This is a genomic window from Kitasatospora fiedleri, assembly GCF_948472415.1.
GTDB classification, from domain to species: Bacteria; Actinomycetota; Actinomycetes; order Streptomycetales; family Streptomycetaceae; genus Kitasatospora; species Kitasatospora fiedleri.
Map to the genome: position 1 here is coordinate 2,337,731 of NZ_OX419519.1, position 23,265 is coordinate 2,360,995.

Here is a 23,265-nt window from a genome sequence, read left to right on the forward strand (position 1 = left end):
GATGGCAACCAGTTCCGACGCGCCCGTCTCCGACCTGCGGCAGCGGAGGTGGACGGTGTGTCATCGAAGTCGGACTGCTGCCGGGAATCGACCGAGGTGACATCGCCCCATGGCCCAGCCGATCTGGTCCTGCCTCTTCGGCCGGCGGTCGGCTCGCCGCTCTGCCGAGGTGACGGACAGCGAGCTGATCGTTGACCTGCGCGATCGGCAGATCGAGACTCGGGGCGTCTCCGAGGTGATCGACAGCCACGTCCGTTCCGCCTGCCGTCGTGGGACGATCACGCGTATGACGCCCACCCCGCAGTCACCCGCTGTCGTCCACATACGCCTGCTGGCCGGTCACGCATCCTCCGGGCGCCCGGTGTTCGAGGTGCTGCCCGCGCGGCCGCGGGAGTCGGGCTCGTTCGAACTGGCCGGCAGCCCGGGCCTGGTGCTCGGATGTGCGGCTGGCGACGTGCTCCGGGTCGGCGAGGAAGGGGAGTTCGAGGTCGTCGAGCGGGGCGGAAACCTGTGCGTTCAGGCCTATCGACAGGGCCGCTTCACCCCCGAGTCCTTCGCGGAGCTCAGGAGGGCGGTCGACGTCCTCGACGGCCTGGCCGAGGCACCACCGGACCTGCGCTTCGTCGTCGCCACCGTCAGCCGCTCGGTCGGCCTGCCCGTGATCGAGCAGCTCATGGACAGCTGGGCCGCGAGCGACCACGGCATCGAGTGGTGGATCGGAAACGGCGACCGGGAGAACGCCGCTCCCTGAACCCGGCGCCGAAGGGCGGGTGCCGGGTGGCCGTGAGCGGGCTCTCGCAGCTCCCGCCCGCACTCCGGGCCCGCCGCTCGGCGGGTCCTCCCCGGCGGCCTCGGGCAGTTGACGGCCGAGGTCGTCCCGGGCCAGGCCGCCGGGCGGAACCGGGACGTCTCGAACGCGTCGTTCGCAGCATCCCGGACGCGGCGGTGGTCATGCCGGTGAACTCGGCTCTGCCGACGGTCCCATGGCCGGGGCTGACCGTGGCGTCCGGGCGGCGCCCAGCCGGTCTGCGTCACCTCGCCCGGCGTGGAAACCGTCAGTTCTCCGGACCGGCATATGACCGCCGGGCCGATCGCGTGGGGGGGAACCACAGGCGGACACACCTCTACCGGACACGCGCGGGGGCTGCGGCTGAGGGTGCGTCACACTCCGGGCGGAGCGCGGGGGAGATCCGGTGGCGGCGGGCCGGTCGGGGGGGTGGCCCGGGTGTCGTGGTGGGTGCCCGGCCAGGGGTGCGGTGCACGACGGACAGCTCGATCGGCGAACCGGCCGACATCACCGCGGAGTTGGTGCGGGCCTGCTGCGCGAGCAGCATCCCGATCTGGCCGGGTTGCCGCTCGTGCTCGGTGCGCGGGGGTGGGACAACCAGCTTTGGTGGCTCGGTGACGGGCCGGCCGTGCGGCTGCCCTGGGCGACCGGGTCGGCGGACGCGCTGCTGTGCAAGGAGCACGCCTGGCTGCCCGGGCTCGCGCCGGAGCTGCCGCTGCCGGTGCCCGTGCCGCAGCGGTTGGGTGAGCCGTCCGCGCGGTTCCCGCGGCCCTGGATCGTCACCACCTGGCCGCCCAGCGCGCCCTGGTCCGCCTGCTGATCGGGCACGCCGGCGAGCACGGCCGCCCCGGCGGCAAAGCCGGTTGGGGTCCGCCCGCCCACGCCCCGCTGAACCGGCTGCTCGCCACCGCCGCGGGCTGACCCGCCGTCCGACACGGGCCCGTGCCACTCCCGCCGACCCGTTCGGACCCACTACCGTGACGCCATGGCAGCCGAACACGACCTCGACGCCCTGCTCTCCGGCCTGCGCCCCGTCCGCAACCCGGGCCGCTACGTCTACTGCACCCTCCCCGGGCGGGTGCCCGCCGGGCTGCGGCCGGTGGTGACGGTGGCCGAACCCGAGGGGGTGACCTTCGTGGTCGCCGAGGAGGAGGCCGACGCGCTCGGCCTGCCGTACACGTACGTCGCCGCCTGGCTGACCCTGCGGGTGCACTCCGCGCTGGAGGCGGTCGGGCTGACCGCCGCCGTCGCCACCGCGCTCGCCGACCGCGGGATCAGCTGCAACGTGGTGGCCGGTTTCCACCACGACCACCTGTTCGTGCCCGTCCACGAGGCCGACCGGGCCCTGGAGGCGCTCAACTCGCTCTCGGCGCCCCGCTCCTGACCCCTCGGACCGGCCGGGCCCCGGCACCCTGGCCCCGGCGGCCGGGGCGGGTGACAATCCGGGGGAAGGCCCCGCCGGTCCGGACGAGAGGGACGCCGTGTCAGCCGATCCGCAGCAGCCTGCCACCGACTGGACCGCCGCCACCGCCACCGCACTGGGGGCCCTGCTCGGAGCGGCGGTGGACGGCGGGCAGTTCCCGGGCGGGGTGCTGGTGGCCGGTCAGGCCGGGGCGGGCCGGACCGTGGTCAGCCGCGGGGTGGTCGCCCCCGAGTGCGGCGACGCCCGCCCCGACGAGCACACCCGCTACGACCTGGCCTCGCTGACCAAGGTGCTCGCCACCTGGCCGCTGGTCGGCACCGCCGTCCGCGCCGGGCTGCTCGACCTGGACGCCCCGCTGCGCGCCGCGCTGCCCCAGCTGCCTTCGCCGGGAAGCGAGTTGACGGTGCGCCAGCTGCTGAACCACACCTCGGGGCTGCTCCCGCAGACCGGCCTGGCCCGCTACCAGCACAGCGGGCGGCCGCTGATCGAGCATCTGTGCGCCGAACCGCTGGTCTCGGTGCCCGGCGCGCACCACCGGTACATCGACCGGGGCTTCATCCTGCTCGGCCTGCTGCTGCCCGAACTGCTGGGCCGACCACTGGCGGTGCTCGCCGACGCGCTGTGGCGCGGACTCGGCCTGGACGCCACCGCGTACGGCCCGCTGCCGCGCGACGCCCGGCTCGCGCCGACCGAGCAGCGGCTGCGCGGCGCGCCCCGGACCTGGGGCATCCCGCACGACCCGAGCGCGGCCCTGCTCGGCGGGGTGGCCGGGCACGCCGGGGTGTTCTCGTCCGCCGCCGACCTGGCCGCCTTCGCCGAGCACCTGCTCGCCCCGTCCGGCCCGCTGCCCGAGTGGTTCGCGCTGAGCCGCCGCCCGCTGGTCCCCGTCGAACCGGACCTGGCCCGGGGCCTGGCCTGGATCGTCACCGCGAAGGGCTCGGTCGCCTACCACCACGGCTTCACCGGCACCAGCCTCTACCTCGCCCCGCGCACCCGCCGCTTCGTGGTGCTCTGCACCAACGCCGTCTACCACGGCTGGGACCGCACCCGGCTGGCCGAGCTGCGCGCCCGCGCGCTGCGCTCCCTACTGCCCGGCGGCTGACCGCGCGGCACCCGGCGGCCGGGCGGGAAACGGGCGGGACCGGGCGGGGCCGGGCAAGAAACGGGCGGGGGCGGACGGGGGCGGGTTCACCCGGACGGAGTCGCCCGAATGCCCGGGGGCGGACGGGGGCGGAGGGTCGGGGCAAGACCTGCTTCGGCCTAGGAGGTTCCATGAGCTCGTCTGTCGGTCCGACCGCGACACCGCCCGCCGGTTCCCGCACCGGTGGTACCACCGGTGGTCCCCAGGGCCACCGGAACAAGGGCTGGGTCTCCGGGATGGTGCTGTTCGCGGGTGTGGTGATGCTGGTCAACGGCATCCTCGAGGTGTTCCGCGGGATCATGGCGATCGCCGAGGACGACGTCTTCGTCAGCACGCCGCGGTACGTCTTCCGGTTCGATCTGACCTCCTGGGGCTGGATCCACCTGGTGATCGGCGCGCTGGTCGCGCTGGCCGGCTTCTTCGTCATCCAGGGCGCGGCCTGGGCCAGGATCGTCGGTATCTTCCTGGCCGCGCTGAGCCTGATCGGCAGCTTCCTGGCGCTGCCGTACTACCCGCTGTGGTCGCTGGTGATCATCGCGCTGGACGTGTTCGTGATCTGGGCGCTGTGCGCCTACCGGGAGGACTGAGCCGCCGCCCGGACTGCCCTACGGGTACGCCGTGGGGGCCCGCGGGCCCGCTCCTCCGGGGGCGGGCCCGCGGGGTTGTGCGCCGCCGGGTGTGGGGGCGGCCGGCGGCGTCACCCGGGGCGGGTCACCTGTTGAGCACGGCCACACCCGCCTGGGCGAACTGCTCGTCCTGGTCCGCGCTCGGAGCACCGGCCACGCCGACGGCCGCGATCGGGGCGCCCTTGACCTGGACCGGGGCGCCGCCGCCCAGGAACAGGGTGCCGGGGATGTCCTTCAGGTTCGGGGCCTGGGCCAGGCGCTTGACCAGCTCGGAGGTCGGCGCGTTCCAGGACACCGCGGTGTACGCCTTGCGCTCGGCCGACTCGAAGGACTGCGGGCCCGAGCCGTCGCCGCGCAGCTCGACGATCACGCTGCCGTTGCGGTCGACGACGGCGACGGAGACCTTCTGACCGGCCTTGGCGGCGGCGTCCAGGCTGGCCTGGGCGGCCTTGGTGGCGGCCTCGACCGTCAGGTGGGTGGACTGGAAGGTGTTCTTGTTCTGCACGTCGGCGTGGACGGCGCCGGCCGGGGCCGCCTGCGGGGTCTCGGCGCTGGCGGAGACGGCACCGACGACGCCGGCACCGACCGCGACGACCGTGACGGCACCGGTGACGACGCGGGTGCGGGTGCTCAGCTTCTTCATTTTCGGCTCCTGTATCGGGTGTATCGGGCGCATCGGGGATCGGGAGGGGGTTCGTTCGGCGCCGGATCGCGGTGCGCTCCGGCCTCGCCATCCATGTTTCGCCCCGGCACCCCCTCCCCGGATCGGCGAACCGGCTCGCTCTGCGGCGCATGATGGACGACATCCGTGTCAACCGATCGGTGGATGTGCGGGCCGCCGTCCCGGTCCACCATCGCTATGACGGGCGTGACGCAGCGTGATGCTCCGCGAGCGGAGGTGACGCGCCGTGCGCCCGTCGGGAGGCCCGGGGCGTGCCGATGGCACGTCGGCGACACGTCGGCGGCACGTCGGCGACACGTCGGCGGCACGCAGGCAGCACGCCGCCGGGAACGACGAGGACGAAGGAGGCAGCCATGATGCGTCAACCCCTGTCCCGGGCCGTCGACCCAGACGCGGGCTGGCTCACGGTCGTCATGCGGCTGGCCTTCGTGCTGCTGCTCGGCACCTCGCTGGCGAGGTACCTGGCGCACCACCTGTACAGCCCGCTGACGCCGTGGGTGGTGGGCCTGAGCCTGGCGCTGGCCGTGGGCCACCTGTCCGGGCTGTCCGAGCGGCGGCAGCCCTGGCTGGCGGCGGTGCTGGCCAGCTGGGCGGTGCTGGTGCTGATGGCGCCGAGCTTCGCCTGGTGCGCCGTCCCGCTGGTGTACACGGTGCTCCGGGCGCTGCCGCCGCGGGCCGCGATCCCGCTGGTGACGGCGCTGACGGTGCTGGTGGTGGTCTCCGAGCTGCGGCTGCCCGGCGGCTTCGACCCGACGATGCTGCTGCTGCCCCCGGCCGTCGCCGCGCTGGCCACCGCGGTGTTCCTGTACATGCAGCGGCAGGGCGCCCGGCAGCGGAAGCTGATCATCGACCTGATCCGCACCCGGCGGGAGCTGGCCGCGGTGGAGCGCCGGCAGGGCGCGCTGGCCGAGCGGGAGCGACTGTCCGTCGAGATCCACGACACCCTCGCCCAGGGCCTGTCCAGCCAGCGGATGCTGCTCCAGGCCGCGGAGCGGACGTGGGAGCAGGACCCGGCGGCGGCCCGCGGCCACGTCCGGACGGCCGCCGCGATCGCCGCGCGGAACCTCGCGGAGGCCCGCCGCTTCGTCCACGACCTGGCCCCGGCCGACCTCGCGGAGCAGGGCACCCTGGAGGACGCGCTGGCCGCGCTGGCCGACCGGGAGGCCGCCGAGAGCGGCCTGGCCGTCCGCTTCCACCTGGACGGGGCCCCCGCGCCGATGCCGGTCGCCGCGCAGTCCGCGCTGCTGCGGATCGCGCAGGGCGCGCTGGCCAACACCAGGGAGCACGCCCGGGCCGAGCACGCCTCGATCACGCTGTCCTACCTGGGCGACCAGGCGGTGCTGGACGTCGCGGACGACGGCTGCGGCTTCACCCCGGGCCGGTCCGGGCGGGGCGAACGGCCCGGGCGGGACGGGCCCGGCGAACGCGGCGAGCCCGGCACGCCCGGCGGACGCGGCGCGCACGGCGCGCACGGCGGACGCGGCGAACGGTCGGTCGGCGGGAACCGGGGGCACGGGCTTCCGGCGATGCGGGCCCGGCTGCGCCAGCTCGGCGGCACGCTCACCGTCGAGTCCGCCCCGGGCGAGGGCACGGTGGTCTCCGCGGCCGTCCCGCTGGAGGGCCGCTGAGCAGCGACCCGGCGGCGGCGCTCGGCCGCGCCCGCGCAGGCAGTCCGGCGGTGGTCCGGCGTCAACCCGGCGTCAACCCGGCGTCGACCCGGCAGCGAGTCGGCAGCGAGTCGGCAACCGTCCCGGCGGCCACCCCGGCCGATAGCGTCGGTCGGCGGGAACGCCCGGCCGAGGGCGACCTCCGGGCCCGGGGCCCCACGGCGAGGACAACACGGAAGGAGCGGGTTCATGAACGACACCGTCCGGCTGGTCATCTGCGACGACCACGCCATGGTCCGGGCCGGGCTGCTGGCCCTGCTGTCCAGCGACCCGGCGATCGAGGTGGTCGGCGAGGCCAGCACCGGCGAGGAGGCGGTCTCGTTGGCCGCCGCCCTCCGGCCGGACGTGGTCCTGATGGACCTCCAGTTGGGCGGCGGCATCGACGGCGTGGAGGCCACCCGGCGGGTGCTCGCCGGGCCCGGGGAGAGCCACGTCCTGGTGCTGACCACCTTCGACACCGACACCGACGTCAGCCGGGCGATCAACGCGGGCGCCACCGGCTACCTGCTGAAGGCCGAGAAGCCGGAGGAGCTGTTCGCCGCGATCCGCGCCGCGGCGGCGGGCCGGCCCGCGCTCTCCCCGCCGATCGCCTCCCGGGTGATGGCCCAGATGCGCTCCCCGCTCCCCCAGCTCACCGACCGCGAGCAGGACATCCTGGACCAGCTCGGCCAGGGCCTGGGCAACAGGGAGATCGCCCGGGCGCTTTTCATCAGCGAGGCGACGGTCAAGACCCACCTCGGCCGGATCTACGCCAAGCTCGGCGTGGACACCCGCTCCGGCGCGGTGGCCATCGCCAAGGAGCGCCGTCTGCTGCGCTGAACTCCCGCCATCCGTCCGCTCCTTGACAACCGAACAGGCCGGCGAGGCACCAGCCGCGCCCCAACAGCCGCCCCAACAGCCGCCCCAGCCAAGGAAACTGACGATCCGGTGACAACTGGGAGGTGCAGAAGTCCCGGGAGAGGGGTAACCACACGGGGCCCGCCGGTGTGACGCGAACGCGTAAGGAACGCGCCACACCCCGCTCACCCTCCCCTCGCCGGCCTGTCGTCCGGGCGCGACACGGTGTGGCCGGAACCGACGTCACGAAAGGCGGACGCGCCCCATGCCGACCGCACCACCCCCGCAGGCGCCGCCGCGCCGCCTCGGGGAGCACGGCCTCGCCTGGGTGTTCCTGCTCCCCTCGGTCGCCGTCTTCGCCCTGTTCATCGGCTATCCGCTCGGGCGCACCCTCTACCTCAGCGCACACGCCAACGACCTGTTCGGCGCGCCCTCGCGCTACGTCGGCCTGCGGCACTACACCGACCTGCTGGCCTCGGCCGAGTTCCGCGACACCCTGCTCACCACCGCCCTGTTCGTACTGCTGACGGTGGTGCCCGGGGTGCTCGGGCGCTGCTGCTGGTGCTGCTGCTGGAGAGCCGGATACGTGGCGTCCGGCTGCTGCGCTCGGCCTTCGCGCTGCCGTTCGCCTTCTCGGTGGCCAGCGCCTCGGTGGTCTTCTCGGTCTTCTACAACCCGGCCAGCGGGGTGCTCAACGGGCTGCTGTCGCAGTTCCACCTGGGCCCGGTCGGCTGGCTGACCGACTCCCGGTACGCGCTGCTCTCGGTCGCCGCGTCCACGGTCTGGATGAACCTGGGCTACAACGTGCTGGTGCTCTCGGCGGGCATCGGCTCGATCCCCGCCGAGATCACCGAGGCCGCCCGGCTGGACGGCGCCGCCGGGCTGCGGCTGGCCCGTTCGGTGACGGTGCCGCTGCTCGGGCCCAGCCTGTTCTTCCTGGTCGTGGTCTCCACGGTGAACGCGCTGCAGAGCTTCGGCCAGATCCACATCCTCACCCGGGGCGGCCCGGACGGCTCGACCCGCACCCTGGTCTACTCCGTCTACCAGAAGGCGTTCGCCTACGGTTCCAGCGACTTCGGCACCGCCAGCGCCCAGGCCGTGGTGCTGCTGCTGGTCGTACTGGCCTGCACCGCCGTCCAGTTCGGCGTCCTGGAACGGAAGGTGCACTACGCATGACCACCACGCTCACCGAGACCGGGGCGCCCGCCGGGGCCGCCCCCGCCCGCCCCGCCCGGCGCCGCGCCCACCTGCGCGGGGTGCCGGCCAGGGCCGTGGTCCACCTGGTGCTGCTGGCCGCCGCGCTGACGGTGCTGTTCCCGGTCTACTACGTGTTCGCCGGCGCGCTGATGCGCCCGGACGAGATCGCCGGGTACCCGCCCGCGCTGGTGCCGCACGCGGTCACCGGGCGGAACTTCTCCGGCGCGGTGCACGCGGTGCCGCTGGTCCGCCAGTACGCCAACTCGGTGCTGGTGGCGGGCGTGATCACCGCGGCGCAGCTGTTCACCTCGGTCCTGGCCGCGTACGCCTTCGTGTTCCTGCCGCTGCGCGGCCGTGCGGTGGTGTTCGGGCTGTTCCTGGCCACCCTGATGGTGCCGTGGGAGGCCGTGGTCATCCCCAACTACCTGACGCTGTCGGGCTGGGGCCTGGGCAACACCTACTTCGGGCTGGTGCTGCCGTTCCTGGCCTCCGGCTTCGGGACGTTCCTGCTGCGGCAGTCGTTCCGGCAGTTCCCGGCCGAGCTGCGGGACGCCGCCCGGATCGACGGGGCGGGCCACTGGCGGTTCCTGTGGCGCATCCTGGTGCCGCTGAACCGGCCGGTGCTGGCGGCGCTCGCCGTCTACGTGTTCCTGTCCGCCTGGAACCAGTACTTCTGGCCGTTGATCATCACCCGCACCGCCGAGATGCAGACCCTGCAGATCGGCCTGTCCACGCTGCGCGACTCGGAGATGGCCGACCCGGGGCTGATCCTGGCCGGCGTGGTGCTGTCGCTGCTGCCCACGCTGGCGCTGGTGGTGTTCGGCCAGCGCTTCATCGTCCGCGGCCTGACCGCCGGAGCCGTCCGCTGACGCCCCGCCGGGCACCGCACCCGGGCTCACCCCCGTACCCGCATCCGTACCCGCATCCGCTCGACTCTCCCGGCATCCACCCTCGTAGAAGAGAGAAGCCCCGTGAAGAAGAGTGCCCGCGCGCTCGCCGCCCTGCTGGTGTCCGGCCTGGCCCTGACGGGCTGTAGCTCCGGCGGTTCCGGGGGCGGCGGTGCCTCCGGTGACGCCGCCGCGCCCGCCGCCTCCGCGCTCGACCAGGCGTCCGGGGTGACCACCGTCGAGTTCTGGCACTCGATGACGGGCAAGAACGCCGAGACGCTGACCTCGCTGGTGTCCGCGTTCAACTCCGCGCACCAGGGGAAGATCGAGGTGAAGCCGGTCTTCCAGGGCAGCTACGACGACCTGATCGCCAAGTACAAGGCGTCGGTGCAGCAGAAGGCCACCCCGGCGCTGGTGCAGGTCTACGACATCGGCACCCGCTTCATGATCGACTCCAGGCAGACCGTCCCGGCCCAGGCGTTCGCCGACCGGGACGGCTACCCGCTGGACGACCTCCAGCCCAACATCCGCAACTACTACTCGGTGGACGGCAAGCTCGCCTCGATGCCGTTCAACTCCTCGGTGCCGCTGCTCTACTTGAACGACGACGCCTTCAAGGAGGCCGGCCTCGACCCGGCCCAGCCGCCCACCACGCTGGCCGAACTGGGCGACCTCGCCAAGCGGTTGACCAAGAAGGACGGCAGCGGGCAGACCGTCCGGTACGGCTTCGGCGCGGCGGTCTACGGCTGGTTCGTCGAGGAGCTGCTGGCCGAGTCCGGCTCGCTGTACTGCGACAACGGCAACGGCCGCACCGGGAAGGCGGCCAAGGCCGGCTTCGACACCGCCAAGGGCGCCGAGATCGTCCAGTGGTGGGCCGACCTGATCAAGGGCGGCTACGCGGCCAACACCGGCCGGCAGACCACCGACGCGCAGGCCGCGTTCAAGGCCGGCACGGTGGCCATGCACCTGGAGTCCACCGGCGTGCTGCGCGGCTACACCGAGGCCGCCAAGTTCACCGTCGGCACCGCGCCGTTCCCGAAGACCGCCGCCGGCGACCAGGGCGGCCCGGTCATCGGCGGCGCCTCGCTCTGGGTCTCCGGCCCGGGCCACTCGGACGCGCAGCAGCGGGCGTCCTGGGAGTTCGAGAAGTTCCTCACCTCCCCCGAGCAGCAGGCCGCCTGGCACGTCGGCACCGGCTACTTCCCGGTCAACACCAAGTCGCTGGACGTCGCCGCCGACAAGCAGTGGGTGGCCCAGTACCCGCAGTTCCAGACCGCCATCGACCAGCTCGCCGCCACCAAGCCGACCCCGGCCACCGCGGGCTGCCTGCTCGGCGTGATGCCGCAGGCCCGCAAGGGCGTGGAGACCGCGATCGAGCAGACCGTCTCCGGCTCCAAGACCGCCCAGCAGGCGCTGGCCGACGCCGCCAAGGAGCTCCAGCCCGCCATCGACGGCTACAACTCCTCGGTCGGCTGACCCCGGGGGCCGGGACACGCCGAAGGGCCCGGCCGCGGGTGCGCGGTCGGGCCCTGGAGGCGGAGGGCGGCGGACGAGTCGGCCTGTACGCCGGGTTCTGTCTCCCAGGTCGCTCGCGCGGCCGGGGGAGGCGGCCATCCATCTAGGGCTGCCGTTGCCGACAGCCTCGTGCGGTCTACCCGCGAGCTCGGGCGAGCAGCCCTCGAACACTCGCGCACGGTGCCCGGGGGCACCGATCTTGACCTTGCTCCGAGTGGGGTTTACCGAGCCGGCCGAGTCACCTCGGTCGCTGGTGGTCTCTTACACCACCGTTTCACCCTTACCCGCCGCCGGAGCGGTGGGCGGTCTGCTTTCTGTGGCACTGTCCCGCGGGTCACCCCGGGTGGGCGTTACCCACCACCCTGCTCTGTGGAGCCCGGACGTTCCTCGGCGGGCCCCGAAGGGACCCGACGCGACCGCCCGGCCGGCTCGTCCGCCGTACTGGTCATCGTAGCCGCTCCGGGACGCTCCCCCGCACGGCACCCTCGCGCGGCACCCCTGCCCGGCGCCCCTGCCCGGCGCCCCTGCACGGCGGTCCCGTACGGCGGTCCCGCACGGCGGTCCCGCGCGCCGGTCAGCGGGCGGGGCCGGCGGCGTCCTGGCGGGGGCGGTCCGGCAGCCGGTCGAAGCGGGCGGCGACCCGGGCCGCGGTGCCGGCCGCCCAGGGGGTGGTGGTGACCAGGCCGAGGACCAGGACGGTCAGGCCCAGGCCGGTCACAATCCACCAGCCGGCGTGGGTGGCGGGGGCGAAGCCGCCGGCCGAGGCGACCGCGCTGGTCACCACGGTGCCGATCACCGCGACGCCCAGCGACTGGCCGATTTGCCGGCTGGTGGAGGCCACCGCGGCGGCCACCCCGGACTGGGAGAGCGGCATGCCGGAGACCGCCGAGTTGGTGATCGGGGCGTTCACCAGGCCGAAGCCGATGCCGAACAGCGCGTACGCGGGCAGCAGCAGGAGCGCCGGGGAGTCGGCGGCCAGCCGGGTCAGCAGCAGTCCGCTGGCGGTGATCGCGGCGCCGGCGCCGAGCAGCGGCAGGCGCGGGCCGCGCCCGGCCACGATCCGGCCGGAGAGCGGGGCGGCGAACAGGGTGAGCCCGGCCATCGGCAGCGTCCACAGGCCGGCCACCACCGGGCTGTAGTGGCGGACCTCCTGCAGGTACAGGGTGTTGAGGAACAGGAAGCCGCCGAGCGCGGCGAACGCGCACACCGCGGTGACGGTGGCGCCGGTGAACGGGGCGCTGCGGAAGAACCGCGGGTCGATCAGCGGTTCGGCGACCCGGAGCTCCCAGAGCGGGAAGGCGACCAGCGCGGCGACGGCGGTCACCGCGAGGGCCAGGATGCCGGGCGAGGTCCAGCCGTGCGCCGGGCCCTCGATGATCGCGGCGGTGCCGCAGCCGAGCAGCAGCAGCATCAGCAGCTGGCCGACCGGGTCCAGCCGGCGGGGCCGTGGCGCCCGGGACTCCGGCACGTAACGGAAGGTCAGCAGGCAGGCCGCCAGCCCGACCGGGACGTTGATCAGGAAGATCGACGGCCAGCCCGCGGTGTCCACCAGGAAGCCGCCGATCAGCGGGCCCAGCGCCATGCTGATGCCGACCACGCCGCCCCAGACGCCGATCGCCCGGGCCCGCTCCGCCCGGTCGGTGAAGGTGTTGGTGATGATCGACATCGCCACCGGGTTCATCATCGACCCGCCGACCGCCTGCACCGCCCGGAAGCCGATCAGCCAGCCGAGTCCGGGCGCCAGGCTGCACAGCAGCGAGCCGAGCACGAACAGCACCAGCCCGGTCATGAACACCCGCTTGCGGCCGATCCGGTCGGCCACCGAGCCGGAGAGCATCAGCAGCGAGGCCAGCACCAGCGTGTAGGCGTCGATCACCCACTGGAGGCCGGAGGCGGGCGCGTCCAGGTCGGTGCGGATGGCGGGCAGCGCGATGTTCACGACGGTGTTGTCCAGGCCGACGATGAACAGGCTGAGGCAGCAGATGGCCAGGATCAGCAGCCTGCGGCGGCGGTCCGGCACGGTACTCGGTCGACTCACCGTCCGATCATCCCACCATTTCATGAGCCGACGCTGGAACCGTCCTGCTCCCCCGCCCGGGCCCGGGGCTACCCGTCGGCCGCCAGCGCGAAGCGCACCGTGCGGGTGACCGGGTCGGCCAGGGTGAGCCGGACGGTGACCCGGTGGCCCAGCGGCAGTCGGTCGGCGGCGTCGCACTTGGCGACCACCGCCGGGTCGCGCAGCTGCACGGTGCCCACGGCGGGGTGCCGCTCGTCCACGTCGACCACCACCGCCTCGAACTCCTCGCCCTCCCGGCCGCGCAGCAGCTCGGCCTCCACCAGGTCCACGCAGGCCCGCTCCACCTCGTGGGCCCGCCGGTCGCCGCTCTCCATCAGCCCCGGCACCAGCGGCAGGGTGTCGCGCACCCAGCCGGGCACGTCGGTGCCGCCCGCCACCGCCAGGCAGACCTCCAGCGCGTACCGGTCGCCGAGCCGCCGCAGCGGCGCGGTGCAGTGGCTGTACGGGGCGGCCAGCGCGGCGTGGCCCGGGTCGGCGGGCGGGGCGGTGCCGCGGGCGGTGTCGAAGGCCCGGTAGCCGGCGCCGCGCAGCAGGCCGGTGCACTCGTTGAGGAAGGCGGCGTCGGTGGTGCGGGCCGGGTCGAGGGAGCGGATCAGCGCCGGGTAGGGCAGGTCCTCCGGCCAGTCGACGCCGAGCGCGGCGGCGGTGCGGCGCAGCCGGGCGTACGCGGACTCGGGGGCGGCGGGCAGGGTGCGCAGCAGGCCGATCCCGGCGTCCAGCATCAGCTCGGCGGCGGCCATGCCGGTGAGCAGCGAGATCTGGGCGTTCCAGCCGTCGGCGGGGCGGGGGGCGCGGTAGCCGAGCCGGTAGCCGCCGTTGTCGGCCGTCACCTCCTGCTCGGGCAGCGGCAGGCTGACGCCGCCGCGGTCCCGTTCCCGGGCCTCGCGCAGGGTGCCGATCTCGGCGAGCAGGAGGAGCTGCTCGTCGGCGGCCCCGGCGTCGATCCGGCCCTGGACGGTCGCGTAGTCGAGCCGGCGGCGGGAGCGGACCCGGGCCCGGCGCAGGTCGGCGAGGACCAGCTCGCCGTCGGCGTCCAGGTCGAGCTGCCAGAGCAGGGCGGGGCGCAGTTCGCCGGGCAGCAGGCTGGCCGCGCCCTCGGAGAGCCGGGCGGGGTGCAGCGGCACGTTGCCGTCCGGGAAGTACAGCGTCTGGACCCGGTGCGCGGCCTCGGTGTCGATCGCCCCGCCGGGGGTGACGTACGCGCCGACGTCGGCGATCGCGTAGTGCACCCGGTAGCCGCTGCCCCGGCGGGAGAGCCGCATGGCCTGGTCGAGGTCGCGGGAGTCCGGCGGGTCGAGGGTGAACAGGTCGAGGTCGGTGGCGTCGAACTCCGGCAGCCGGGGCAGCGAGGCCGCCCGGTCGGCCTCGACGAGCACCTCCGGGGGCCAGTCGGTGCGGATCTCCAGACGGGTCCTGAGGTCGGCGAGTTCGGTGTTGATCCTGGCGGTCTGGGCGGCTCGGACGTTGAGGTGTCGGCGCGGCATGGTCGCAGCGTAAGTCGTGGCGGCGCAAAAGTCGTACCGGAAACGGGTTGTGGCGCACGGGAATTGGCAGCGGGGACCGCGCGGGCGGGGTGGGGCGGGAGGCGGGGCGCGGGCAGGTACGGCGGCGTGCGGGCCGGTGGGGCGGGATGCGGGGAGCGGGCGGGCGGGTCGTTAGGGTGGTCGGGTTCGGGTGCCACAGCTTGTTGGAAGAGGATCGCCGTGCTGGTTCTGCTGCCGCCGTCGGAGGGGAAGACCGCGCCGGAGGCGGGTGCGCCGGTGGAGTGGGGCGGGCTGTCGCTGCCGGGGCTGACCGGGGCGCGGCAGCGGGTGCTCGGCGCGCTGGTGGAGCTGTGCGCGGGGGACGGTGAGCGGGCCGCCGAGGTGCTGGGGCTGAGCAAGGGGCTGCGCGGGGAGGTCGGCAAGAACGCGGGTCTGCTCACGGCGGGGGCCCGCCCGGCGGGCGAGGTGTACACGGGGGTGCTGTTCGACAACCTGGGGCTGGCCAAGCTGGACGAGGCCGCGTACGCCCGGGCCGAGCGTTCGCTGCTGGTGTTCTCCGGGCTGTGGGGGGCGGTGCGGATCGGCGACCGGATTCCGCCCTACCGCTGCTCGATGGGCGTCAAGCTGCCGCCGCTGGGCGCGCTCGGCCCGTACTGGAGGGGCGTGCTGGACGGGGTGCTGCCGGAGGTCGCGGACGGGCTGGTGCTGGACCTGCGCAGTTCGGCGTACGCGGCGGCGTGGAAGCCCGCCGGGGAACTGGCTGGCCGGACGGTGACCGTGCGGGTGCTGCAGGAGCGCGAGGTGGACGGGGTGCCGAGGCGCTCGGTGGTGTCGCACTTCAACAAGGCCACCAAGGGCCGGCTGGTGCGCGACCTGCTCGCGGCCGGCCACGAACCGGCCGCGCCCGGCGAACTGGTGGACGCGCTGGAGCAGTCGGGCTACCGGGTGGAGGTCTCGGCGCGCGGCACCGGGCGCAAGCCGTGGCAGCTGGACGTGGTGGTGACGGACGTCCACTGACGTCCCGGCCCGGCAGCGCCCGGGCACCGGCGGTCGGCGCAGGTGGTCAGCGCAGGTGGTCAGCGCACGCGGTCAGCGCAGGTGGGAGGTGTCGTTGAGCAGCCGCAGCGAGGCGTTGCCGTCGCCGTAGTACTGGACGGCGCAGAGCGAGGCCGGGGACAGTTCCATCCGGTGCACGGCGTCCGGCGGGGCGCCCAGGGCCAGCCGGACCAGGGTCTTGATCGGGCTGACGTGCGAGACCACCAGCACGGTCTGCCCGGGGTACCGGGCGGTGATCCGGTCGCGGGCCCGGGCGACCCGGTCGGCCAGCGCGGTGAGCGACTCGGCGCTGCCGGTGGGCGCGGCCTCGGCGAGCCCAGCCAGGTGGTGAGGTCGGCGGGGTGGCGTTCCATCACCTCGGCGAAGGTGAGCCCCTCCCAGTCGCCGAAGTCGAGTTCGCGCAGGTCCTCCTCGATCCGCACCTCCAGGCCGAGCCGGCGGGCGGTGGCCTCGGCGGTCTGCCGGGTGCGCAGCATCGGGGAGGCCACCACGGCCTGCACGGTGCCGCGCGCGGCCAGCGAGTCGGCGGCGCGCTCGGCCTGCCAGCGGCCCTTCTCGGACAGGCCCGGGTCGCTGCCGGTGCTGCCGGAGAAGCGCTTGAGCGGGGTGAGCGGGGTCTCGCCGTGCCGCAGCAGCACCAGGGTGGTGGGGGTGCCGAGGTCGGCGGGCCCGGCCCAGCCGGCCCGGGGGGCGGACGCGGCGGCGGGCGCGGCGGCGGACGCGTCAGGAGCGGACGCGGCGGGCCCGGGCGCGGGTTCGGCCACGGGCGCGGCGGCCCGGGGGGCGGGCTCCCACCGGCGGCCCTGCTTCCCGGCGTCCATCGCCTCGTTGGCGAGCCGGTCGGCGTCCTTGTTGCGCTCGCGCGGAATCCACTCGTACGTGACGTTCCCGGCCGGGAGGACGGCACGGGCCTCGGCGGCCAGCGGACGCATGTCGGGGTGCTTGACCTGCCAGCGCCCGGACATCTGCTCGACGACCAGCTTGGAGTCCATCCGGACCTCGACCCGGGCGTCCGGGTCGAGGTCGCGGGCGGCCCGCAGCCCGGCGATCAGGCCCCGGTACTCGGCGACGTTGTTGGTGGCGCGGCCGATGTACTCGGCGGCCTCGACCAGGATGCGCCCGGTGTCGGCGTCCCGGACCACCGCGCCGTAGCCGGCCGGCCCCGGGTTGCCCCGGGAGCCGCCGTCGGCCTCGACGACGTACCTGGCGCCCGCCACCGGGTCAGACGCCCGACTCGCCGGTGCGGACCAGGATGCGGCCGCAGTTCTCGCAGCGCAGCACCTTGTCGGCGGGCTCGGCCTTGATCGCGTTGAACTCGGTGATCGAGAACTCGGTGCGGCAGCCCTCGCAGCGGCGCTGGTAGAGGCGGGCCGCGCCGGTGCCGCCCTGCTGCTCGCGCAGGCGCAGGTAGAGCTTCATCAGGTCGGCGGGGATGACGTTGGCGATGGCCTCGCGGTCGCGGCGGACCTTGTCGGCCTCGGCGTCGATCTCGGCGAACTTGGCGTCCCGGCGGCCCTCGGCCTCGGCGACCACCACGGAGGAGTGCTCCAGGCGGGCGGTCAGCTCGGTGACCCGGGTCTGCGCGGACTCCAGGCGCTCCATCACCTCCAGGACGATGTCCTCCAGGTCGTCCTGGCGCTTGGCCAGCGAGACGTTCTCGTGCTGGAGGTTCTCCAGGTCCCGGGGGGAGGCGACCGCGCCGGAGTCCATCCGCTGCTGGTTGCGGGCGGCCCGGGAGCGGACCTGCTCGACGTCCGCCTCGGCCTTGGTCTGCTCGCGGGTGGTGTCGCCGAGCTGGGCCTGGGCGGCGACCACCAGGTCCTTGAGGGCGGTGTGGTCGGCGGCGGCCTTGTCGATCTCGGCGTGCTCGGGCAGGGTGCGGCGCCGGTGGGCCAGTTGGTCGAGGCGGGAGTCGATGGCCTGCAGGTCGAGCAGGCGGATCTGGTCGGCGGGCGCGGCGTTCACGCGGCGGGCTCCTGTTGAGTTGGTTCGGCGGGGAAGGTCAGGGGGCGTACGGCATCGGCGCGTGCGCCGTCCACGGGTCGGTGACCCGGGTGGAGACGCGGGTCTCCAGCGGCCAGCCGCGCCGGTCGGCGCGGTCGGTGAGCTCGCGGGCGGCCAGCGCGAGCCAGGGCCACTCGGTGGCCCAGTGCGCGGCGTCGACCAGCGCGACCGGGGCCGCCTCGACGGCCTCGGAGGCCGGGTGGTGCCGCAGGTCGGCGGTGACGTACGCGTCCACGCCGGCCCGGCGGGCCTCGGCCAGGAAGGAGTCGCCGGCGCCGCCGCAGACCGCGACCCGGCGGACCAGCCGCTCCGGGTCGCCGGCGGCGCGGACGCCCGCGGCGGTGGCGGGCAGGCCGGCGGCGACCTGCGCGGCGAACGCGGCCAGCGTCATCGGCTGCGGGAGCTCACCGATCCGGCCGCTGCCGCGGCGGCCCGCCGGGTCGGTCGGGTCGGCCACCAGCGGGCCGGTGACCTTCAGCCCGACGGCCTCGGCGAGGGCGTCGGAGACGCCGGGGGCGGCGTGGTCGGCGTTGGTGTGCGCGACGTGCAGGGCGACGTCGTGCTTGATCAGGGTGTGCACGGCCCGGCCCTTGGCGCCGGTCGCGGCGACCGTGGTGGTGCCGCGCAGGTAGAGGGGGTGGTGGGTGACCAGCAGGTCGGCGCCCCACTCGACGGCCTCGTCCACCACGGCCTGCGCGGGGTCGACGGCGAACAGCACCCGGCGGACCTCCGCCCCGGGATCGCCGCAGACCAGGCCCACCGCGTCCCAGGACTCCGCCCACTGCGGCGGGTAGACCTCTTCGAGCACGGCGATGACGTCGGACAGTTTCGGCACCTGTCGAGACTACCGCGTGCCGCGGCCCGGCCCGGCCCCGCTCCCGGATGCGGACCGGCCCCCGCCGTCGTACACCTGCGCGTCAACCGGGCGGCGGGGCGCTGCGGCGGGCGGCCCGTCGCCCCCGAACCGTTCGCCGCCCGCCGCTCCCCGGGCGCACCGGACCGGCCGGGCGCAGGCGAAAACCGCACCCGATCACCCTTACGGGTGAAGTGACCCGGGCGGTGTTGAGTCACACCCGCCCCGAAAGTACCTTCTAGTCCTGCGAACGGGAGTTGCTCGACCAGGGGGGTCGAAAAAGGCGACCGGCCGGAATTCCGCCCGGAATTCGGCGGGCGCCGCCGAGCCTCCCGTGACTTCCGCAGGCCGTTCGGTCGAGTCCACCGCGAAGGGGTGTGGAGCAGATGGGGGCGGACACACCGCTGCGCAGGACAGGGGGGCCGGGTCCGGTCGACGACGAGCCGGGTGTGGACGGCACGTCGGTGGAGGTGGCACGGGCGACCGCGACCGGCAGCAGGGCCCGGGGAGGCGGCGGCGACCGGACGGTCGCGGCCGGGGTCCCCTGCTGCACGGTCCGGCCGCCCGGCCGCGAGCCCCGGGGTCGGGCCCGGGACCGTGGTCGGGAGTGGGGTCCGGGTCGGGGTCGGGGGTGGGACGCCGGCGCGGCCTCCCCGGTGGCGGTCGAGGTGCTCTGCGCGGTCGCCTCGGCCGCCGCCGACCGGGGAATTCCGCGTGACGCGAATGCGCACGACGGCGCGCGGAAATCGTCCGGGGAATTCGGCACCGCCCGGATCGGCGACGGGGACGGGGACGGGGACGGCGAACAATTCCGGCGGATCGCTGTGGAAATCCGTCCGGCCACCACCGGAATTCCCGGACCGGCGATCCCCACCGACCGGGCAGCCGGGTGGGGCACCACTGCGGCGCGATGCTCGGCGGCGGCCCGGGCGAGCACCTGCCCGACTGCCGACCGCCCCGGGTGGCCGACCCCGTCGAGGGGGCGGGATCGACCACCGGCGGCAGACCGCTGCCACCCCCGGGCCCGGCACCCGGCACGGCGGCTGCTTCGAAAGCGTACGCGGTGTGGGTGACGGCGGCCGGAGACCTGCGCCCGGCCCGGTGGCGGCCTGCCGGAGGGCCACCGGGACAGGACGTCGAGGGTGGGGTGCGCCCCGGCAGCGACCGGGCCACCGCTGCCCCGGGGGCACACGTCGAGGCTGACCGGCACGGCGTCGCGCCGCGCACCCTCTCCCCCGGCCACGTGCGGACCGTTCCGCACGGCGGCCCGTCCCTGATCGGCCCCCGCCCGCACTCCCTCCCGGCAGGCCGAGGGTCCCGCCCGGGCCGACCGGCCACGCCGGACGGACCCCTGCCGAAAGGCCACCGATGAGCACGCAGACCACGCACCTCGCGCTGCGACGCTTCGGCTTCGCCTTCGCCGGTGACGGCTCGCACGCCGCGTGCCTCGCGGCCGGGGCCGACGGCGGCTGGTACGTGGAGAGTTGGCGGCTGCCCGACGACGGGCCCGCCGTGCCGACCGGGTTGCCGTTCGCCCAGGGGCTGCGTGCGCAGGTGGTGGCGCTGCCGGACGGCCGGGTGTTGGTGTGTCGGCCGGCCGGGGAGGGGCACGCGGTGGTGCTGCTGGCGGCCGGGGAGCCGGAGGAAGTGCCGCTGGCGGACGTCCGGTTGCCGGCGCTGCGGATGCTCGCGTTGCCGGGGGTGGCGGTGTCCGGGGCGGGGCCGGTCGCGGTGCTGGTGGGGACGGACGCCCGGCCGTGACCTCGGTGTGGCTGCTGGCCGCGGACGGGTCCGCGCCGCGGGCGGTCGCGGAGCTGCCGGGGGTGCACGGCGGCGGGGTGTGGCTGGACGCGGCGGGACGGCTGCTGGCCCTGGACCGGCTGGCCGGGGGCCGGTTGCGGACCGTGGTGCTGGATCTCGAACAGGGCGTCACCACCCCGCTGTTGGAGCTGGGCGAGGACAGCAACGACCGGCTGGTGCTGTTCGACCCGGCGACGGGTTTCGGGATGCTGCGCAGCGACGCCCCGGGCCGGGACCGGCTCGGCTGGGGGCTGATCGGCGGCGCGGAGCCGGTGCGCTTCCCGGACTGCCTGCACCGGCCGGATCGGCTGCTGCGGCCGGTGGCCGCGGCACCGGGGCGGCCGGGGCAGCCGGACGCGGAGCCGCAGGTGGTGCTCCAGGTGGACCACGGCGCGGCGTCCGCGCTGGTGCTGTGGCGGGCGGGCGAGAAGCGGCTGCGTCCGCTGCCGGTGCCGCCGGGACGGCTGGGCGGGGTCGGGCACTGGTCGGCGGCGGGCCTGCGGATGCCGTACTCGGCGCCGGACCGCCCCGCGGCGCTGGCCACCCTGGACGTGGCGGCGCTGCTGGCCGCCGAGCCGCGCGCGGGGAGCGCCCCGATGGCGCTGCCGCTGACGCTGGCCCCGCTCAACGGCGGTGCGCCGCAGGCGAGTCCGGGTCCGACGACAGCACCTGCGCCCCCGCCCGCGCCCGTGCCCGCGCCGACGGCGGCCGGGGCGGGCTGGCGGCTGGACGGGTCGGCCCCGCCCGGGGACGGCGGCCGGTGGCGGTCGGCGCAGTGCCTGGAGCTGGCGGGTCCGGCCGGTCCGATCGAGGCGGTGGTGTACGGCGGCGAGTCCTGGCTGTCCGCGCCCCGCCTGGTGCTGGCCCTGCACGGCGGCCCGGCGGACGCCTGGCGGCTGGAGTTCGACCCGGCGCTGCAACGGATGGCGGCGGACGGCCTGGCGGTGCTGGCCCCGAACCAGCGCGGCTCGACGGGGTACGGCCCGCAGTACGCGGCGGCGATCCACGGCGCGTGGGGCGGGCCGGACCTGGAGGACGTGCTGGCCCTGCTGGAGCGCGTCGCCGGACAGCGGGCGGCGCTGGGCCTGGAGCCTCCGGCCCTGTTCGGGGTGAGCTACGGCGCGTTCCTGGCGCTGCTGGCGGCGGCGCACGCCCCGGCGGGGTCGGTGGCCCGCTGCGCGGTGGTGGCCCCGTTCCTCTCCGGCCGCCACCTGCTGGCCGAGGCCGGCGCACCCGTCCGGGCGCTGACCGCCCGGCTCGGCGGCGACCTCGACGTCGAGGACGCCCGGGGTCCGCGCGACGTCCTGCGGGTGGCCCACCTGCTGCCCGCGCCGCTGCTGGTGGTGCACGGCGACCGGGACGAGGTGGTGCCGGTCGGGCAGTCCCGGCTGCTGCGCCGCGAACTGCTGCGGCTGGGGCGGCTGGAGGGCGCCGACTTCCGCTACGTGGAGGCGGCCGGGGCCGGGCACGAGCTGCTGGCCGAGGAGGGCTCGGCCGTCCTGCACGAGCTGCTGGCGGTCTTCCTGCGCACCGGCCGCCCGGCCTGACGCCGTCCCCCGCCGCGGTTCCCCGCCGCCCTCGCCCTCCCCGCCCGCCGTCCTCACTCCTCCGTCCCGGGTGCTTCGTTTTCGCGGTCCGTCGGAGGTTCTCCGCACGGCGGCGGGGTGTTTCGGTAGGCTCCCTATCCGATTCGGCCGTTGCCGTGGCCCCGGACGGGCCCGAGGGCGGCCGGTTGTCCGCTGCCCGGATTCCGTCGGCAGCGTCGAGACCGCAGACCGCGATCCCCGCACGGAGAAGACTGACCTGATGTCCGAGTCCTTCGACGACAGCACCGAGCACGACCACCGCGCACCGGGCGCCGACCAGACCGCCGACGGCGGGGCGCACGGTCGGCACCGGGGCGGCAGCGCCAGCGACGACACCCCGGAGGCGGCCCCGCACGGCCGCCACCGCCGCTGACGGTCGGCCGCAGGAGAGACCACACCGCACCGTCGACGCCCCCGGTTCCCGTCACCGTCCTGACCGGAACCGGGGCGTCGGCCGTTCGACGGCCGGACGGACGGGGAGCGCGGGCGGTCAGTCCGTCAGCAGGACGGTGCGCAGGGCCTCGCCGGCCCGCATCTGGGCGATCGCCTCGTTGACGCGGGCCAGCGGGAGGCGGTGGGTGATCATGCCGGCCAGGTCGAGCCGTCCGGCCCGCCAGAGGGTGACGGCCAGGTCGACGGTGCGGCGGACGTCGCCGCCGCCGTACAGCGAGGGCAGCAGGCGCTTCTCGTTGAAGAAGAGCTCGCCCATGCTGAACGAGACCTCGTCGTCCCGGGCACCGGCGCCGATCACCACGACCGCGCCGCCGCGGCGGGCCGCGTCGTACCCGGCCCGGACGGTGGCGGCGCGGCCGACCGCCTCGAAGACGTGGTCGTAGCCGCCGGCGGGCAGCGCGCGGGCGGCGGCCTTGAGCTCCTCGGGGGCGAGTGCCTCGGTGGCGCCGAAGCCGAGGGCCCTCTCGCGGCGGGAGGCGACCGGGTCGACCACGGTGATCCGGGCGGCCCCGCTGATCCGGGCGGCCTGGACGGCGGCGATGCCGACGCCGCCCGCGCCGATCACCGCGACCGTCGAACCGGCTTCCACCCGCGCGGTGTTGACGACCGCGCCGAGGCCGGTGGTGACGCCGCAGCCGATCAGGGCGGCGAGTTCGTACGGCAGGTCGGCGGGGACGGGGATCAGGCTGTCGGCGGCGACGACCAGCTCCTCGGCGAAGGCGCCGGTGCTGTAGAAGCCGTACGCGTCGGTGCCGCCGCCGATCCGGAAGCCCGGGGTGGAGAGCCGCCGGAGCGAGGTGACGCACAGGTGGCTGCGGCCGCCCCGGCAGGCGGGGCACCGGCCGCACGGGGGCATCCAGCAGAGCACCACCCGGTCGCCGGGGGCGAGGCCGCTGACGCCCTCGCCGACCTCGACCACCTCCCCGGCGCCCTCGTGGCCGGGCACGAACGGGGCGGGCTGCGGCAGGACACCGGCCATCGCGGACAGGTCGGAGTGGCAGAGGCTGGCGGCCCGGATGCGGACCCGGACCCGGCCGGGGCCGAAACCGACCGCTTCGACGTCGTCGCGGACGTCCAGGGTGTCCTGTCCGGTCTGCTGCAGGATCGCTGCGCGCACGGGCTGCTCCCGGGGGTCGGCCGCCGCGCGTCGGCGGCGCTTGGGTGGAACGCGTTCTGCCGCGGGCCGTCCC

19 protein-coding genes, 1 other RNA gene and 2 pseudogenes are annotated in these 23,265 nt (G+C 75.4%); 14 read left to right on the forward strand and 8 right to left on the reverse strand.

Translation table 11 applies throughout. The features are described from left to right. Positions 1-109: 109 nt before the first annotated feature. The 5 genes and pseudogenes from QMQ26_RS10965 to QMQ26_RS10985 all read left to right on the forward strand — a co-directional run bounded on the left by QMQ26_RS10965 (position 110) and on the right by QMQ26_RS10985 (position 3,938). Positions 110-751: a DUF4265 domain-containing protein gene (locus tag QMQ26_RS10965; RefSeq protein ID WP_282205581.1), complete on the forward strand. Its 642-nt coding sequence runs from the start codon at positions 110-112 to the stop codon at positions 749-751. 524 nt (positions 752-1,275) lie between these two features. After that, positions 1,276-1,592, forward strand: a pseudogene (locus QMQ26_RS10970) (aminoglycoside phosphotransferase); the annotation flags it as partial. 180 nt (positions 1,593-1,772) lie between these two features. Further along, positions 1,773-2,171, forward strand: coding sequence for an ACT domain-containing protein (locus QMQ26_RS10975; RefSeq protein WP_100835974.1), 399 nt, complete (start codon positions 1,773-1,775; stop codon positions 2,169-2,171). Positions 2,172-2,268: 97 nt separating this feature from the next. Then, positions 2,269-3,312 (forward strand): serine hydrolase domain-containing protein, encoded by a 1,044-nt coding sequence (locus tag QMQ26_RS10980; protein ID WP_282205582.1) that lies wholly within the window; start codon positions 2,269-2,271, stop codon positions 3,310-3,312. 170 nt (positions 3,313-3,482) lie between these two features. Beyond that, positions 3,483-3,938: a DUF7144 family membrane protein gene (locus tag QMQ26_RS10985; protein WP_282205583.1), complete on the forward strand. Its 456-nt coding sequence runs from the start codon at positions 3,483-3,485 to the stop codon at positions 3,936-3,938. A gap of 124 nt (positions 3,939-4,062) precedes the next feature. Here the strand turns inward: QMQ26_RS10985 and QMQ26_RS10990 are convergent, their stop codons facing one another. After that, positions 4,063-4,620, reverse strand: a complete 558-nt coding sequence (locus tag QMQ26_RS10990) for a GlcG/HbpS family heme-binding protein (protein WP_100835977.1) — start codon at positions 4,618-4,620, stop codon at positions 4,063-4,065. A 392-nt stretch (positions 4,621-5,012) separates the two neighbouring features. Here QMQ26_RS10990 and QMQ26_RS10995 point away from each other — a divergent pair, with 392 nt between their 5' ends. The 5 genes from QMQ26_RS10995 to QMQ26_RS11015 all read left to right on the forward strand — a co-directional run bounded on the left by QMQ26_RS10995 (position 5,013) and on the right by QMQ26_RS11015 (position 10,723). Further along, positions 5,013-6,287 carry a sensor histidine kinase gene (locus tag QMQ26_RS10995; protein ID WP_282205584.1) on the forward strand — a complete coding sequence of 425 codons (1,275 nt, stop codon included), beginning with the start codon at positions 5,013-5,015 and terminating at the stop codon, positions 6,285-6,287. Between the two features lie 228 nt (positions 6,288-6,515). Next, positions 6,516-7,145 (forward strand): response regulator, encoded by a 630-nt coding sequence (locus QMQ26_RS11000; protein WP_100835979.1) that lies wholly within the window; start codon positions 6,516-6,518, stop codon positions 7,143-7,145. Positions 7,146-7,724: 579 nt separating this feature from the next. Then, a complete protein-coding gene (locus QMQ26_RS11005; protein WP_282205585.1) occupies positions 7,725-8,339 on the forward strand; it encodes a carbohydrate ABC transporter permease in 615 nt (204 codons plus the stop codon). Continuing rightward, positions 8,336-9,229: a carbohydrate ABC transporter permease gene (locus tag QMQ26_RS11010; RefSeq protein ID WP_282205586.1), complete on the forward strand. Its 894-nt coding sequence runs from the start codon at positions 8,336-8,338 to the stop codon at positions 9,227-9,229. The genes QMQ26_RS11005 and QMQ26_RS11010 overlap by 4 nt, the downstream gene beginning before the upstream one ends. Positions 9,230-9,331: 102 nt before the next feature. Then, positions 9,332-10,723 carry an ABC transporter substrate-binding protein gene (locus QMQ26_RS11015; RefSeq protein WP_282205587.1) on the forward strand — a complete coding sequence of 464 codons (1,392 nt, stop codon included), beginning with the start codon at positions 9,332-9,334 and terminating at the stop codon, positions 10,721-10,723. Positions 10,724-10,793: 70 nt separating this feature from the next. On the opposite strand, the gene rnpB is transcribed toward QMQ26_RS11015, so the two are convergent. The 3 genes from rnpB to QMQ26_RS11030 form a co-directional block, all read right to left on the reverse strand. Then, positions 10,794-11,194, reverse strand: an RNA gene (gene rnpB, locus QMQ26_RS11020) — RNase P RNA component class A. 142 nt (positions 11,195-11,336) lie between these two features. Then, positions 11,337-12,800, reverse strand: a complete 1,464-nt coding sequence (locus QMQ26_RS11025) for an MFS transporter (protein ID WP_282205588.1) — start codon at positions 12,798-12,800, stop codon at positions 11,337-11,339. 68 nt (positions 12,801-12,868) lie between these two features. Then, the gene (locus tag QMQ26_RS11030) at positions 12,869-14,323 is read right to left on the reverse strand and encodes an RNB domain-containing ribonuclease (protein ID WP_282205589.1); all 1,455 of its coding nucleotides are present in this window, start codon (positions 14,321-14,323) and stop codon (positions 12,869-12,871) included. A gap of 219 nt (positions 14,324-14,542) precedes the next feature. Here QMQ26_RS11030 and yaaA point away from each other — a divergent pair, with 219 nt between their 5' ends. Further along, on the forward strand, positions 14,543-15,340 hold the full coding sequence (gene yaaA / locus QMQ26_RS11035) for a peroxide stress protein YaaA (RefSeq protein ID WP_282205590.1): 798 nt from the start codon (positions 14,543-14,545) through the stop codon (positions 15,338-15,340). Positions 15,341-15,412: 72 nt separating this feature from the next. Here yaaA and QMQ26_RS11040 read toward each other — a convergent pair. The 3 genes and pseudogenes from QMQ26_RS11040 to QMQ26_RS11050 all read right to left on the reverse strand — a co-directional run bounded on the left by QMQ26_RS11040 (position 15,413) and on the right by QMQ26_RS11050 (position 18,218). After that, a pseudogene (locus QMQ26_RS11040) lies at positions 15,413-16,596 on the reverse strand (bifunctional RNase H/acid phosphatase). A 4-nt stretch (positions 16,597-16,600) separates the two neighbouring features. After that, positions 16,601-17,344: a zinc ribbon domain-containing protein gene (locus QMQ26_RS11045; protein WP_282205591.1), complete on the reverse strand. Its 744-nt coding sequence runs from the start codon at positions 17,342-17,344 to the stop codon at positions 16,601-16,603. Positions 17,345-17,381: 37 nt separating this feature from the next. Beyond that, positions 17,382-18,218 (reverse strand): Nif3-like dinuclear metal center hexameric protein, encoded by an 837-nt coding sequence (locus tag QMQ26_RS11050; protein ID WP_100835987.1) that lies wholly within the window; start codon positions 18,216-18,218, stop codon positions 17,382-17,384. 1,386 nt (positions 18,219-19,604) lie between these two features. Between QMQ26_RS11050 and QMQ26_RS11055 the strand changes: the two genes are divergently transcribed. The 3 genes from QMQ26_RS11055 to QMQ26_RS11065 all read left to right on the forward strand — a co-directional run bounded on the left by QMQ26_RS11055 (position 19,605) and on the right by QMQ26_RS11065 (position 21,995). After that, positions 19,605-19,997 (forward strand): hypothetical protein, encoded by a 393-nt coding sequence (locus QMQ26_RS11055; protein ID WP_282205592.1) that lies wholly within the window; start codon positions 19,605-19,607, stop codon positions 19,995-19,997. Then, the gene (locus tag QMQ26_RS11060; protein ID WP_282205593.1) at positions 19,994-21,583 is read left to right on the forward strand and encodes an alpha/beta hydrolase family protein; all 1,590 of its coding nucleotides are present in this window, start codon (positions 19,994-19,996) and stop codon (positions 21,581-21,583) included. Before QMQ26_RS11055 ends, QMQ26_RS11060 begins: the two co-directional genes overlap by 4 nt. Positions 21,584-21,842: 259 nt before the next feature. Beyond that, a complete protein-coding gene (locus tag QMQ26_RS11065; protein ID WP_282205594.1) occupies positions 21,843-21,995 on the forward strand; it encodes a hypothetical protein in 153 nt (50 codons plus the stop codon). 117 nt (positions 21,996-22,112) lie between these two features. Here the strand turns inward: QMQ26_RS11065 and QMQ26_RS11070 are convergent, their stop codons facing one another. Then, positions 22,113-23,192, reverse strand: coding sequence for an alcohol dehydrogenase catalytic domain-containing protein (locus QMQ26_RS11070; protein ID WP_100835989.1), 1,080 nt, complete (start codon positions 23,190-23,192; stop codon positions 22,113-22,115). Positions 23,193-23,265 lie beyond the last annotated feature (73 nt).

Coding starts and splice junctions, on each gene's coding strand:
- QMQ26_RS11010 (WP_282205586.1), top strand. CDS start 8,336: ATGACCACCACGCTCACCGAGACCGGGGCGCCCGCCGGGGCCGCCCCC.
- QMQ26_RS11055 (WP_282205592.1), top strand. CDS start 19,605: ATGAGCACGCAGACCACGCACCTCGCGCTGCGACGCTTCGGCTTCGCC.
- QMQ26_RS10990 (WP_100835977.1), bottom strand. CDS start 4,620: ATGAAGAAGCTGAGCACCCGCACCCGCGTCGTCACCGGTGCCGTCACG.
- QMQ26_RS11030 (WP_282205589.1), bottom strand. CDS start 14,323: ATGCCGCGCCGACACCTCAACGTCCGAGCCGCCCAGACCGCCAGGATC.
- QMQ26_RS10965 (WP_282205581.1), top strand. CDS start 110: ATGGCCCAGCCGATCTGGTCCTGCCTCTTCGGCCGGCGGTCGGCTCGC.
- QMQ26_RS11000 (WP_100835979.1), top strand. CDS start 6,516: ATGAACGACACCGTCCGGCTGGTCATCTGCGACGACCACGCCATGGTC.
- QMQ26_RS10985 (WP_282205583.1), top strand. CDS start 3,483: ATGAGCTCGTCTGTCGGTCCGACCGCGACACCGCCCGCCGGTTCCCGC.
- QMQ26_RS10975 (WP_100835974.1), top strand. CDS start 1,773: ATGGCAGCCGAACACGACCTCGACGCCCTGCTCTCCGGCCTGCGCCCC.
- QMQ26_RS11065 (WP_282205594.1), top strand. CDS start 21,843: ATGTCCGAGTCCTTCGACGACAGCACCGAGCACGACCACCGCGCACCG.
- QMQ26_RS10995 (WP_282205584.1), top strand. CDS start 5,013: ATGATGCGTCAACCCCTGTCCCGGGCCGTCGACCCAGACGCGGGCTGG.